Source organism: Rhizobium bangladeshense, from assembly GCF_001662075.1.
Lineage (GTDB): Bacteria > Pseudomonadota > Alphaproteobacteria > Rhizobiales > Rhizobiaceae > Rhizobium > Rhizobium bangladeshense_B.
The window spans coordinates 106498-120257 of sequence record NZ_LYPL01000014.1; the positions used below are offsets into that span (position 1 = coordinate 106498).

Annotated in this window: 13 protein-coding genes and 2 pseudogenes; 9 read left to right on the top strand and 6 right to left on the bottom strand. The window is 61.7% G+C overall.

Features of this window, described 5'->3' with window-relative positions; genetic code table 11:
- Positions 1-4: 4 nt before the first annotated feature.
- The 8 genes from A7X77_RS24445 to A7X77_RS24480 all read left to right on the top strand — a co-directional run bounded on the left by A7X77_RS24445 (position 5) and on the right by A7X77_RS24480 (position 7788).
- Positions 5-835 carry an RNA methyltransferase gene (locus A7X77_RS24445; RefSeq protein WP_064685420.1) on the top strand — a complete coding sequence of 277 codons (831 nt, stop codon included), beginning with the start codon at positions 5-7 and terminating at the stop codon, positions 833-835.
- Entirely contained in the window at positions 816-1616 is an 801-nt protein-coding gene (gene murI / locus A7X77_RS24450) for a glutamate racemase (protein WP_064685421.1), read from the top strand. The genes A7X77_RS24445 and murI overlap by 20 nt, the downstream gene beginning before the upstream one ends.
- A 127-nt stretch (positions 1617-1743) precedes the next feature.
- Complete coding sequence (locus A7X77_RS24455) at positions 1744-3255, top strand: ATP-binding protein (RefSeq protein ID WP_064685422.1); 1512 nt, start codon at positions 1744-1746, stop codon at positions 3253-3255.
- 224 nt (positions 3256-3479) lie between these two features.
- Positions 3480-4097, top strand: a complete 618-nt coding sequence (gene rpsD, locus A7X77_RS24460; protein ID WP_064685423.1) for a 30S ribosomal protein S4 — start codon at positions 3480-3482, stop codon at positions 4095-4097.
- A gap of 70 nt (positions 4098-4167) precedes the next feature.
- Positions 4168-5097 carry a glutaminase gene (locus A7X77_RS24465; protein ID WP_064685424.1) on the top strand — a complete coding sequence of 310 codons (930 nt, stop codon included), beginning with the start codon at positions 4168-4170 and terminating at the stop codon, positions 5095-5097.
- A gap of 89 nt (positions 5098-5186) precedes the next feature.
- Positions 5187-6059: a tRNA 2-thiocytidine(32) synthetase TtcA gene (ttcA, locus tag A7X77_RS24470; RefSeq protein ID WP_064685494.1), complete on the top strand. Its 873-nt coding sequence runs from the start codon at positions 5187-5189 to the stop codon at positions 6057-6059.
- A gap of 48 nt (positions 6060-6107) precedes the next feature.
- Positions 6108-6935 (top strand): inositol monophosphatase family protein, encoded by an 828-nt coding sequence (locus tag A7X77_RS24475; RefSeq protein ID WP_064685425.1) that lies wholly within the window; start codon positions 6108-6110, stop codon positions 6933-6935.
- 28 nt (positions 6936-6963) lie between these two features.
- Positions 6964-7788 carry an inositol monophosphatase family protein gene (locus A7X77_RS24480; protein ID WP_064685426.1) on the top strand — a complete coding sequence of 275 codons (825 nt, stop codon included), beginning with the start codon at positions 6964-6966 and terminating at the stop codon, positions 7786-7788.
- 75 nt (positions 7789-7863) lie between these two features.
- Here the strand turns inward: A7X77_RS24480 and A7X77_RS24485 are convergent.
- From A7X77_RS24485 to A7X77_RS24505, 5 genes and pseudogenes are all read right to left on the bottom strand, one after another.
- Positions 7864-8341 (bottom strand): annotated as a pseudogene (locus A7X77_RS24485) (GNAT family N-acetyltransferase).
- A 38-nt stretch (positions 8342-8379) separates the two neighbouring features.
- A complete protein-coding gene (locus tag A7X77_RS24490; RefSeq protein WP_064685427.1) occupies positions 8380-9660 on the bottom strand; it encodes a multidrug effflux MFS transporter in 1281 nt (426 codons plus the stop codon).
- 35 nt (positions 9661-9695) lie between these two features.
- Complete coding sequence (locus tag A7X77_RS24495) at positions 9696-10901, bottom strand: multidrug effflux MFS transporter (RefSeq protein ID WP_064685428.1); 1206 nt, start codon at positions 10899-10901, stop codon at positions 9696-9698.
- Between the two features lie 137 nt (positions 10902-11038).
- Positions 11039-11374 (bottom strand): Grx4 family monothiol glutaredoxin, encoded by a 336-nt coding sequence (gene grxD, locus A7X77_RS24500; protein WP_064685429.1) that lies wholly within the window; start codon positions 11372-11374, stop codon positions 11039-11041.
- A gap of 233 nt (positions 11375-11607) precedes the next feature.
- Complete coding sequence (locus A7X77_RS24505) at positions 11608-11838, bottom strand: hypothetical protein (protein ID WP_064685430.1); 231 nt, start codon at positions 11836-11838, stop codon at positions 11608-11610.
- Between the two features lie 165 nt (positions 11839-12003).
- On the opposite strand from A7X77_RS24505, the pseudogene A7X77_RS24510 reads away from it, so the two are divergent.
- Positions 12004-13194 (top strand): annotated as a pseudogene (locus tag A7X77_RS24510) (hypothetical protein); the annotation flags it as partial.
- Positions 13195-13510: 316 nt separating this feature from the next.
- Here the strand turns inward: A7X77_RS24510 and A7X77_RS24515 are convergent.
- Entirely contained in the window at positions 13511-13744 is a 234-nt protein-coding gene (locus A7X77_RS24515; RefSeq protein WP_004676237.1) for a BolA/IbaG family iron-sulfur metabolism protein, read from the bottom strand.
- Between the last annotated feature and the right edge of the window lie 16 nt (positions 13745-13760).

Here is a 13760-nt window from a genome sequence, read left to right on the forward strand (position 1 = left end):
GACCATGGCAGGCACGAACAGCGAGCGTCCACTTCTGGCCGAAGGGCCGGCCATCATTCTGGTCGAGCCGCAGATGGGCGAGAATATCGGCATGGTGGCGCGCGCAATGGCGAATTTCGGGCTTGCCGAACTGCGCCTCGTCAATCCGCGCGACGGCTGGCCGAACGAGAAGGCGCAGGCGACGGCCTCCAAGGCCGATCATGTGATCGCGGCGACGAAGGTGTACGACACCCTGGAGGAGGCGATTGCCGATCTCAATTTCGTCTATGCGACGACGGCGCGCAGCCGTGACAATTACAAGCCGGTACGCTCGCCGGTCTTTGCCGCCGACACGCTGCGTACGAAATTCCGAGCAGGTGAGGCGACCGGTATCCTCTTCGGTCGCGAGCGCTGGGGCCTGACCAACGAGGAAGTGGCGCTAGCCGACGAGATCGTCACCTTTCCGGTCAATCCGGCTTTTGCCTCGCTCAACATCGCCCAGGCCGTGCTGCTCATGTCCTATGAGTGGATGAAATCGGGCATGGAGGATCTGGAAGCCGTGCCTTTCCAGGCACTCGAGCAGCGCCCGTCCACCAAGGAGCAGCTCTTCGGCCTGTTCGAGCAGTTGGAAGAGGCGCTCGATTCGCGCAACTATTTTCATCCGCCCTCGAAAAAGCCGAAAATGGTCGACAACCTGCGCGCAGTCCTCTCCCGCCGGGCATTCACGGAACAAGAAATCAGCGTGCTGCGCGGCGTCATTTCCTCTCTCGACCGCTTTACGCGCAACAGTCCGCGCAAAGGCGGTTCCACCAGATCCGGCAAGAAAGCGCCCTCCGATGACAGCGCCGACGAATGAGCTGAAACCCGTCCTCGTCTTCGATTCAGGCATCGGCGGACTGACCGTGTTGCGCGAGGCGCGCGTGCTGATGCCGGAGCGCGGCTTCATATACGTCGCTGACGATGCCGGCTTTCCCTATGGCGGCTGGGAGGAACAGGCGCTGAAAGAGCGGATCATCGGGCTCTTCGGCAAGCTGCTGAATGATTATGATCCCGAAGTCTGCATCATTGCCTGCAACACCGCTTTCACCCTTGTCGGCGCCGATCTGCGCGCCGCCTTTCCCCAGATGACCTTCGTGGGCACAGTGCCGGCGATCAAGCCGGCGGCTGAGCGCACGCGCTCCGGCCTCGTCTCGGTGCTCGCAACGCCGGGAACGGTGAAGCGGGCCTATACGCGCGATCTCATCCAGTCGTTCGCGCAGCAATGCCATGTCCGTCTCGTCGGTTCGGAGAATCTGGCGCGCATGGCGGAAGCCTATATTCGCGGCGACGCCGTCTCCGATGACGCGGTGCTTTCCGAGATTGACCAGTGTTTCGTCGAGAAGAACGGTCAGAAGACCGATATCGTCGTGCTCGCCTGCACCCACTATCCTTTCATGGCCAATCTTTTCCGGCGGATTGCCCCTTGGCCGGTCGACTGGCTTGATCCAGCCGAAGCGATCGCGCGGCGCGCCCGCACGTTGGTTCCGCTGGTTGCCGATGCCGTGCACCCCGATAATTTCGACTTTGCCGTGTTTACGTCAGGCCGGCAGGATTTCGCGACGCGGCGGCTGATGCAGGGTTTCGGCCTGAAAGCGTGAGGGAATTGTCCTGTGGGTTGGTGAAATCCGGCCCTGAAAATCAGCAGATTCTTTGATAGACGGGGCGTTGCCGTTTCGGAAGAATGGCGCTTCGTTCATGTGAGTCTTTTCGTCGCGAGGATCGGCATTGCAGGTTGGTATCGATATGGGATTGGCGTCCGGCAGCCCGGCGACGCTCGATATCGAGGAACTGCTGGCGACGCGTCTGCTCGTGCAGGGCAATTCCGGATCGGGAAAGTCGCATCTGTTGCGCCGACTGCTCGAGCAATCCGCGCAATGGGTGCAGCAGGTCATCATCGATCCCGAGGGTGATTTCGTCACCCTCAGCGACAGATTCGGCCATATCGTCGTCGATGGCGAGCGCACCGAGGCGGAGCTGGCGGGTATTGCCAACCGTATCCGCCAGCATCGGGTGTCCTGTGTGTTGACGTTGGAAGGCCTCGATATCGAGCAGCAGATGCGTGCTGCGGCCGCCTTCCTCAACGGCATGTTCGATGCCGATCGTGAATACTGGTATCCCGTTCTTGTCGTCGTCGATGAAGCGCAGATGTTTGCTCCGTCCGTCGGCGGCGATGTTTCGGAAGATGCGCGCAAGATGTCGCTTGGGGCAATGACCAACCTGATGTGCCGCGGCCGCAAGCGCGGGCTTGCCGGCGTGATCGCGACGCAACGGCTTGCCAAGCTCGCCAAGAACGTTGCGGCCGAAGCCTCGAACTTCCTGATGGGCCGCACCTTCCTCGATATCGACATGGCGCGCGCAGCCGACTTGCTCGGCATGGACCGGCGCCAGGCGGAAATGTTCCGTGACCTGAAGCGCGGAAATTTCGTTGCCCTCGGACCGGCATTGTCGCGCCGGCCGCTGCCGATCCAGATCGGTGCGGTGGAGACCTCGGCGCGCTCATCGAGCCCGAAGCTGATGCCATTGCCGGATGCGCCGCAAGATGTCGAGGATCTGATCTTCACACCGGATCCGGAGGAATTCCAGCGCCCGCTCGTGCGCCGCGCGCCGCCGGCGCCGCGGCCGACGACGGATATCCTGGCCGAACTCTCACGCTCGACGCCGGCGGCATCGGCAGCGCCCGTCGAGGCGAGGGCGAGCCAGGCGGAGATATCGCCAGAGGAGCGGGAGGAGCGCCTTGCCGGCGTGCTTGCCGAAATACTCGACGATCCTGCGTCCGCCTTCCGCACGGATTCAGTGCTTTACCAGGATTTTCTCGTGCGGCTGCGCATGCGCCGCGTGCCGGGGCCGCCGATAGCGCTGCCGGATTTCCGCCGGCGCGTCGCGATCTCGCGCTCCGGCGTCGATGCCGAAACCGCCGGAACGGAAGCCTGGGCGACGGCGCTGTCGCTCTCGGCAGGCGTCACCGACGACCTGCAGGGCGTCTTCCTGATGCTCGCCAAGGCCGCCGTCTGCGGTGAGGCGTGCCCGTCGGATGCGCGCATCGCCCGCGCTTACGGTACGCATTCCGCCCGTCGCGCTCGCCGTCTGCTCGGCTATTTCGAGGAACAGGGGATCGTCGTCGTGCACACGGATTTCTCCGGCAAGCGGATCGTGGCTTTCCCTGACATGAACTGCCAGACGGCGCCCGGCGACGCGAACGCGCCGGATACGGGCGATCAGCCGCTGGCTGCGGAATAGCGGCGATTTCGTTCTTTGCCGCTGTTGACATTTTCATGACGGGCCTCTAAAGACCGCGCCAAGCACCGGGCAGCAATGTCCGGTGTTTCATTTGACATGTCCCGTGGATCGTTCCTGTTCGCTAACCGGAGCATCCTGTCAGGTCTCGAAAGAAACCAGAGGAGGGCGTGTTTCCTTCGCGCGATTTGGCAACAAACCGCTATAAACCTTTGAAAGGAAATACGATGAGCAAGCGCGAATCGTCCAAGTACAAAATTGACCGCCGTATGGGCGAAAACATCTGGGGCCGGCCGAAGTCCCCGGTGAACCGCCGCGAATACGGCCCGGGCCAGCACGGCCAGCGCCGCAAGGGCAAGCTGTCGGACTTCGGTGTGCAGCTGCGCGCCAAGCAGAAGCTTAAGGGTTACTACGGTGACCTGCGCGAGAAGCAGTTCCGCGCAATCTTCGCAGAAGCAGCCCGCCGCAAGGGCGACACCTCGGAAAACCTGATCGGCCTGCTGGAATCGCGCCTCGACGCGATCGTCTATCGCGCCAAGTTCGTTCCGACGGTCTTTGCTGCCCGTCAGTTCGTCAACCATGGCCACGTGACCGTCAACGGCGTCCGCGTCAACATCGGTTCCTACCGTTGCAAGGCCGGCGACGTCATCGAGGTTCGCGAAAAGTCGAAGCAGCTGGTGACCGTTCTGGAAGCCGTCAGCCTCGCCGAGCGTGACGTTCCCGACTATATCGAAGTCGATCACAACAAGATGGTCGCCACCTACGGCCGCGTTCCGACCCTCAGCGACGTTCCGTTCCCGGTCGTCATGGAACCACACCTGGTCGTCGAATTCTATTCGCGTTAAGAAACACCAGGCGTTTTCGCTTATGGAAAAGCCGCTCTTTCGGGCGGCTTTTTTGTTCCGGAGAGAAGCGATGGCGGATTTGCAGGCGACCCTCGATAGCATCTACACCGATATCCTGCCACGGGTCGGCGAGGGTAAGGTCGCTGACTATATTCCTGAGCTTGCCAAGGTCGATCCACGGCAGTTCGGCATGGCGATCGTTACCGTCGACGGCAAGGTCTACCGTGTCGGCGATGCAGACATCTCCTTCTCGATCCAGAGCATATCGAAGGTCTTCATGCTGACCTTGGCGCTCGGCAAGGTCGGCGAAAGCTTATGGAAGCGCGTCGGGCGTGAACCGTCCGGATCGGCCTTCAACTCGATCGTCCAGCTCGAACACGAGAGCGGCATTCCCCGCAATCCCTTCATCAATGCCGGCGCGATCGCCGTCACCGACGTCGTCATGGCCGGCCATGCACCGCGGGAGGCGATCGGCCAATTGCTGCGCTTCGTGCGTTATCTCGCCGACGACGAGTCGATCACCATCGACGACAAGGTGGCGCGCTCGGAAACGCAGACGGGGTATCGCAATGTCGCGCTCGCGAACTTCATGCGCGCCTACCGCAATCTCGATCACCCCGTCGACCACGTGCTCGGCGTCTATTTTCATCAATGCGCCCTGTCGATGAGCTGCGAGCAGCTCGCCCGCGCCGGGCTGTTCCTGGCGGCGCGCGGCAGCAATCCGATGACCGGTCATTCGGTGGTCTCACCGAAGCGGGCGCGGCGCATCAATGCGCTGATGCTGACCTGCGGCCATTACGATGGCTCGGGCGACTTCGCCTATCATGTTGGCCTGCCCGGCAAGAGCGGCGTCGGCGGCGGCATCTTCGCGGTTGCGCCGGGCGTTGCCTCGATCGCCGTCTGGTCGCCTGGGCTGAACAAGGTCGGCAACTCGCAACTCGGCGCCGTGGCGCTGGAGATGCTGGCGGCGCGCACCGGCTGGTCGGTGTTCGGTGATTGATGCTGTGTTGCCGCGCGACTTTCTGCTAAAGGCAGCGTGATAAGGCAGGCTCGAAGTTTCAAGCCTGCAATCTTCGATTGGACGAGGTCATGAATATCGCAGCCAACATCGCGGACGATCTGGAGTCTGTTGTATCAGTGGATGACATTGGCCATGCGCTGTTTGCCGACGCGCCGCCCTCGGTCTCCTTCAACAAGCTGCGCAAGCGGCTGCTGCGGCAGGTGCGCCAGGCCTTCGACGACTTCGATATGCTGAAGGGGCAGAAGCGCTGGCTGGTCGGCCTTTCCGGCGGCAAAGATTCCTATGGGCTGCTGGCGCTGCTGCTTGATCTCAAATGGCGCGGGCTGCTGCCGGTCGAGCTCATCGCCTGCAATCTCGACCAAGGGCAACCGAACTTTCCCAAGCATGTACTGCCGGATTATCTGACGAGGATCGGTGTCCGGCACCGGATCGAGTATCGGGACACGTATTCGATCGTTAAGGAGAAGGTGCCGGAAGGGGCGACCTACTGCTCGCTCTGTTCGCGGCTGCGGCGCGGCAATCTCTACCGTATCGCCCGGGAAGAAGGCTGCGATGCGCTGGTGCTCGGCCACCACCGTGAGGATATTCTCGAAACCTTTTTCATGAATTTCTTCCACGGCGGGCGCCTCGCCTCGATGCCGGCAAAGCTTCTGAACGACGAGGGCGACCTGATGCTGCTGCGGCCGCTTGCCTATGCGGCCGAAGACGACCTCGCCAAGTTCGCTGCCGCCATGCAGTTTCCGATCATCCCCTGCGATCTCTGCGGCTCCCAGGACGGGCTGCAGCGCAATGCGATGAAGGACATGCTCGCCGATATCGAACGACGGATGCCGGGGCGCAAGGACACGATGCTGCGGGCGCTTGCGCATGTGAATCCGTCGCATCTGCTCGATCCGAAGCTCTTCGACTTTTCCGGCTTGACAGTCAGCGACCCTTCGTGAAAGGCCGGCTGCGGGAGGCTGGTCGCTGCATGAAGGACATGATTTCGCATGAGCATTTCAGATAAGGATATTCTCTTTCTTGGCGATAGCGTCAGGGAGGCGGCACGCGCCGAAATCATGCCGCGTTTTCGCAATCTAGGCAGTGCCGACGTTTCGGAAAAGACCTCGGCAATCGACCTAGTGACGCAGGCGGACGTGCTCGCCGAACACAGGATCACCGCGGCGCTGAAAGAGCGTTTTCCCGCAGCACTCGTTGTCGGCGAGGAAGCCTATGACGCCGATCGGTCCGTCGTTCCGGCCCTGGCCGACGCCGAGCTCGCCTTCGTCATCGATCCTGTCGATGGCACCTTCAATTTCGCCGCCGGGCTTCCCGTCTTCGGGACGATGTTGGCGGTCACTGTCAGGGGCGAGACGGTCGCCGGCATCATTCATGATCCTGTCCTCGGCGACACGGTGACGGCGATCAAGGGAGCGGGCGCCTTCCAGACGCGACAGGACGGCCAATCGAGCAGGCTCAAGGTGGCGGAGCCCGCCGCCCTGAACCAGATGGTCGGCGGCATCTCATGGGGTCATATGGACGACCCGGATCGCTCGCGCATCTGCTCCAACCTCTCGAAGATCAGGATGACCTTCGCTTTCAACTGCTCGGCCCACGAATATTGGATGGTCGCCTCCGGCAAGCTGCATTTCATCGGCCATGCGAAGCTGATGCCCTGGGATCACCTGGCCGGCGTGCTTGCGCATCAGGAGGCCGGCGGCCATACGGCGAAATTCGACGGCACCCCCTATCGCCCCGGCGAGACAACCGGCGGCATTATCTCAGCACCCGACAGGGACAGCTGGCAGCTAATCCGCCGCGAGATCATCGGCATCTGATTTGATACGTTTCCCGAAAGGATTTGACATGACTGCGACTGTCGACGTGACCGTTCTTGCCGATCTCTTGCGGCGGGCGGCGAAGGCGGAGATTCTGCCGCGCTTCCGCCGGCTTGGCCGGGATGATGTGCGCGCCAAGAGTGAGGCGACCGATCTCGTTACCGAGGCCGACGAGCAGGCCGAGCGGATGATCAAGGCGGAAGCCGAACGGCTCTGGCCGGGCGCCCTGTTCGTCGGCGAAGAATCGGTCGCGGCCGAGCCGGCACTGCTCGGCAGGCTCGCCGATGCCGATCTCGCAATCGTCGTCGATCCGGTCGACGGCACGTTCAATTTCGCCGCCGGCATCCCAGCCTTCGGCGTCATGGCGTCGGTCGTTTCCGGCGGCGAGACGATTGCCGGCATCATCTACGATCCGATGGGCGACGATTGGGTGATGGCGGAAAAGGGAAGCGGCGCCTGGCTGCGGCGGCCGGATGGCGAAGCGCGGCGGCTGCGCGCGGCCGAGCCTGTCGCGCTCGACCAGATGGTCGGCATGGCCTCCACCGGCTACCTGCCGCAGGAGAAGCGGGCCGAGATCCTCGGCAATCTCGCCAAGGTGCGCTTCCTCACCAACTATCGCTGTGCGGCCCATGAATATCGCACCCTTGCGGGCGGCCATGTGCATTACCTCATGTACAACAAGCTGATGCCCTGGGACCATCTCGCCGGCACGCTCATTTCCCAGGAGGCCGGCGCCCATGCTGCCCGGTTCGACGGCTCTTCCTACCTGCCACACCATCTCGCCGGCGGGCTGCTGATTGCCCCCGACAAGGCCTCGTGGAAGGTGCTGCGCCGTGAGGTGGTTACTGTTTGAACGCATGAAAACCGGCCGCAGAGCGTATCCTGCGACGGGAGTTCATTCGGATAAGGTGCATCGGCGGCTCGCGCCCTATTCCGTGTAGAGCTTTTCCATGCGGAAATTTTCCAGGCTTTGCCCGCGTTTCTCCACGGTTTGCCTCGTTATCACGCGGAAACCCCTGCGCTCGAAAAATGGTCGGGCGGTTCGGCTCGCTTCCGTATAAATTCGCGTGAATCCGAGGTTCAAAGCTTCCTTCTCGACCCTGCTCAACAGGCGGCTTGCGATACCGAGGCCCTGAAAATCAGGGTGTACGAAGATCATGTCCAGGCATCCGTCTCCGGTCAGGTCGGAAAACCCCACCGGCACTCCATCGATATCCGCGATCCAGCCAGGCCTGCTTATTCGGCGCTGCGCCCACAGGCTGCGATCTTCCACCTTTGCCCAAGCCTCGATCTGAGCGGGCAAATAGTCTTTCGATGAAACCTCCCGAATGGCGCGCAGAAAAATCTCGATCGTCGCGTCCGAATCGCTTTGGCGCGTAAGGCCTGATCAGAATTCGGTCGTCCATCGGAAATGCCTTTCGCGCTGACGCCAATGATTTCGATGTCAGAAGTGCGCCGCACCCGGATCGAGCTGCGGGCTGTCTCCGGGATGAGTGAAGAGCTTGCCGTTCTCGGCCCAGAGGGTGGCTGCGATTGTCACCAGGCCGAAGAGCGCGAAGCCGCCGAAAAGAGGCTGCACCGTGCCGTTGAACATCTGGCCGACCAAGCCGCCGAGGATGGCGCCTGCCGTCGTCGAGACGAAACCGGTGATGGCGGTCGCCGTCCCGGCGAGATTGCCCATCGGCTCAAGGCTGATGGCGGTGAAATTGGTGGCGATCACGGCAAACATCATCAGCACGATGGTGAAGATGCTGTAGGCGGTGGCGAAATCCGCCTTGCCGGCCAGTGCAATGAGAAAGCCTGCTGCCGACAGTGCCGTGAAGATCAGCAGCGCTGCATGCGAAATGCGGCGCATGCCGAATTTGCGGACGAAGAAGCCATTGGCGAAATTGGCCACTGCAATGCCGCCGGCGGTCGCCGCAAAGGCGATCGGCAGCCAATCGCCGAGGCCGTAGACCTCGCCGAAGACCTGCTGCACTGAGATCACGTAGGCGCTGATGACGCCGGTGAACATGGTGAGACCGATCATGTAGCCTGAGGTAATGCGGTTCGTGAGCACGGTCTTGAAGCCGTCGGTGACTGAGTTGACCGACAGCGGCAGGCGTTCTTCCGGCGGCAGCGATTCCTTCAGCCGCAGAAGTGCCCAGACGAAGAGGATGGTGGCGACGGCGCCGAGCAGAATGAAGATCCAATGCCAGTTGGCATAAAGGATGACGAGCTGGCCCACCGAGGGTGCGACGATCGGCACGATCATGAAGACGATCATGACATAGGACATGACGCGGGCCATTTCGCGGCCGCCGAAGCAGTCGCGGACGATGGCCATGGTGGTGATGCGCACCGCCGCGCCGCCGACGCCCTGAACGAAGCGCATGAGGAGCAGCATTTCGAAGCTGCCGGTGGCGGCAGCGGCAAACATTGCGACCACATAACAGGCGAGACCGCCGAGCAGGATGTTGCGGCGGCCGAACGTATCGGAAAGGCTGCCGAAGAATATCTGCGAAACGCCGAAGCCGAGAAAGAAGACGCCGATGATGAGCTGGGCGTCGTTGGTGCTGGTGACGCCGAGGGAGCGGCCGATATTGGGCAATGCCGGCAGCATGCTGTCGATCGCCATGGCAATGCTGGCCGTCATGATCGCAATGGTAACGACGAATTCAGCGAAGCCCATGCCGATACGACGGGAGCCTTGGTTTTCCTGGTGCGGTTTATGCAGCGATGTCATGTGGTGAAATCCTGGATGCGGACGAGGTCGGCCTTTCAAACGGACGGATTGTGCTGCTGGAAGAGGCGGCCCTTCTCGGCAATCAGCACGAAGACCAACCCGGCGATCGAGACAGCGAAATAACCGGCGACCATCGGCAGCGCAGTGCCATCGAAGGCCTGGCCGATGCCGGCGCCGATGATGGCGCCGCCGACGGTGCTCATGAAGCCGAGCACGGAGGAGGCGGTGCCGGCGACATGGCCGAGCGGCTCCATGGCAAGCGAGTTGAAGTTCGAGCCGATCCAGCCGAACTGGAACATGGCCAGACCGAAGAAGGTGATGAACAAGGCGAAGGGCATCGGCTCGGAACTCGCCATCTGGACGATCAGCCAGATGGTGTTGATGGCGATGAAGCCGATCAGCGAGCCGTGCGACAGGCGACGCATGCCGAGCTTGCCGACGAAGCGCGAGTTGAAGAAGGATGACAGTGACATGAAGATCGCCACGCCGGCGAAGGCGACGGGGAAATAGACGCCGAGACCGTAAATGCCGACATAGACCTGCTGAGCGGAATTGATGAAGCCGAACAGCGCGCCGAAGATGAAGGTGCTGGCGATCGTATAGCAGAGCGCCACGCGATTGGTCAGCACGAGCTTGAAGGCACCGAAGATCGAGCGGGCGGTGAAGGGGCGGACATTCCGCGGATGCAGGGTTTCCGGCAGGCGAACGTAAGCCCAGACGGCGATACCGGTCGCCATGGCGGCAATGAAGAGGAAGATCAGGTGCCAATTGCCGAAGAACATGACGACCTGGCCGGCGCCGGGCGCGATCACCGGCACGATCATGAAGACCATCATGATCAGCGACATGACCTCGGCCATCTGCCGGCCGCCATAGATATCGCGGACAATGGAGACGGTGATGACGCGGGTTGCGGCCGAACCAACGCCCTGCAGGAAGCGCAGGGCGAGCAACCCGGCAAAAGAGGGGACGAAGACGATACAGATGGCGGACAGGATGTAGATGACGAGACCGATCAACAGCGGCGTGCGGCGGCCGAAGCGGTCGGAGAGCGGCCCGTAGAACAGCTGAGCGCAGCCGAAACCGAGCAGATAGGTGGAGACGACGAATTGTCGATGATTTTCGCTCTCGACGCCGAGGCTCGCCCCGATCTGCTGCAGCGCCGGCAGCATGATGTCGATCGCCAGAGAATTTACGGCCATCAGGAAAGCGGCGAGCGCGATGAATTCACGCTTGCCCATGGGCAGGCGGCCCGCGGACACGGCTTGTGATGAATCTGTCACAATGAAATTCCCATAAACAGGTCAAGGCGCTGCTGGCTGCAGCGCCTCGAACTCGAGAAACAGATTTGGAAACCGGGCGGACGTCCGGTGACCGGTCAGGCGGCGCCGCGAACGGTGACGCCGTTTTCCTGGAGATGCTGTTGCAGCTCACCGGCCTGGAACATTTCCCGGACGATGTCGCAGCCGCCGATGAACTGGCCCTTTACGTAAAGCTGCGGGATCGTCGGCCAGTTGGAATAATCCTTGATGCCCTGGCGGATCTCCGAATCGGCGAGCACGTTGATGCCCTTGTAGTCGACGCCGATGTAATCGAGAATCTGCACGACCTGGCCGGAGAAACCGCACTGCGGAAACTGCGGCGTGCCCTTCATAAAGAGGACGACGTCGTTGCTCTTGATTTCGTTGTCGATGAATTCGTGAATGCCGCTCATGGGACCTGATCCTTTCAACGGGCGGGTTAAAGGCCCACCGTTTCAATCGTTGTCCTTAGATAGCATGTGACAGCAGGAATTCCAGACGCCCAAACCAAAAAAAGACCGATCTGGTCAGGCCACTCGGCGATGTTGCTATCACGTTACGGTTGTCGGGCTGAATGGGCCTGCATCCGGTCAATTTCGACGTCGCCGCGGGGCCGGGTTCAGCGGTCGGATAATTGCGCCATGCCTCAGCTGCGGCGCTGGCGGCTGCGACCGGCGGCTGTGCGTCGCTTGCTGACCTGTTTGCGGGCAGGTTTGCGCTTGGCGGAAGTCGTCTTTCGGGCGGCAGCCGTTGTCGCAGCGGGGCGCGCCTTGCGCCTTCTGCGCTTCGTCGCGATGCGGCCGGTGGTTTTCTTCAGGATTTCCTTCAGCACGCTATCGACGACGCCTGATATCAATTCTTTGACAAGATCGGCCACAAAACCCCTCCGTTCACGGTGGAAACGACATGGCTGCTATTGAATTCCTGATGACTTCGGTTAGCAAGACGCCTTCGAGACCATACCTGCTTTTTCGCCGAGATCGGCGCCACAGCAGCCGGATCGCACAAACATGCCGGCCATTCGCCCGGCCGAAAGAACGGAATGAGATTGATAAAAAAGCGGGTCGTCCTGCATTTTCCGGGCTTCGAGCCGCTTGACGGCGTTGCCCACCGGGCGCGCTACGAGCGCTCAGCCAGACAGAGTTCCGCCGTTTGGGGCTATTCGCTCGAGATCGGAACGTCGGACGGCAGCGACCCACTCAGTTTCGAGGTTTCGGCCAGCGGCGCGGCGCCTGGGGCACCCGAGATGGCGCCCGGGGAAGAGCCTACTCCTGCCACTTGGCGGACGAAGAGCCGGATACACATGATCGATCACGACACGTTCGTGCGCAGGCTGCGTAGCGGCAATACGCTGAGCCAGATTGTTGCGGGTTTTCGCAGCTGCGCCCAGATCATGGTCGAAGGCGGCATGCGGGGCTATTTCCGTCGTGCCTGGCGCTTCGGCCTGTTCTTCCTCTTTCCGTTCCTGCTGACGGCGCTGGCGATCGCGCTGACGGCGCAGATCGCCGTCGCGCCCTATAGTCTCGGCCTTTCGCCCTGGCACATGCTGTGGAGCGGGCCGCTGGCGCTCTGCTTCTTCATCTTCGCCTTCCTGCCGTTTTCCGAACGCTTCCACACGCTGCATCTCTTTGCCGATTGGCAAATGGCTGTGGCGCTCGGCCGCATGCACCGGGCGGATTTCAACGATTGGCTGGAGGACCGGGCCACCGCCGTACGCAAGGCGCTTGATGAGGAGGCAGATGAATATGTGATCTCCTCGCACAGTATGGGATCGAACGTGGCCGCCCATGTCATCGGCATGTTGCTGGAAAGGGAGCCGGAGATCTTCAAGGGCAAACGTGTAGTGTTTGCAACGCTCGGCAGCGCCATTCTGCAATGCGCGCTGCTGTCATCGGCAAGCCTCCTGCGCGCCCGCGTCGGCTTGATTGCCCGCTGCCCGGAGATTTCGTGGCTTGATGTGCAGTGCCTTACTGACTCGATCAATTTCTATAAAGTGCCGGTTGTCGCCGTCTGCGGCCACCCGGACGCGCCCCCGGCGAAGATGCTCCTGATCCGCGTCAAGCAGATGCTGACGCGCGAACATTACCGCAAGATCCGCAAGGATCAGCTGCGCGTCCATCGGCAATATGTGCTGGGGCCGGATTTGAAGGCGTCCTTCGACTTCACGCTGCTGACATCGGGGCCGGTGCCGGCTTCGGTGTTTGCTTATCCGGAGCAGGACAGGTTGCCGGCACCGAGTTCGTTGGTGGGTTCTTTTGGGGGACTCGATTTAATTCGAGCCCGCCAGAGCGTCGAGATCAATGACCCCTCCGTCATGCTCGGCCTGAGCCGAGTATCCCCGCCGCATCGATCAGCAGCAGTCGCATGGATCCCAGGCTGCAGGCCTGGGATGACGGAGAGTGTGGTTGGCGTTCTCGCCAAGCTCGCTGCCAGCGTACAAAGAGACATCGCAGCAGGTGCTTCATAGCCCGACACTTACTACGCCCTCCCTTACCGCCGTACTTGAAATAGGAATGAGAAGCGGAGAGGGTGGCGGGCTACCTCAATTGTCAATCCGGCGCCGAGGTCTGCAGTGCGAGCGCGTGCAACACGCCGCCCATATTGCCCTTTAGCGCCTCGTAGACCATCTGGTGCTGCTGTACGCGGCTCTTGCCGCGGAAGGCTTCGGCGACGACTTCGGCGGCGTAGTGATCGCCGTCGCCCGCCAGATCGCGGATCGTCACCTTGGCACCGGGAATCCCAGCCTTGATCATGTCTTCGATATCGCCGGGTTTCATGGCCATGATCGTTACTCCTTGC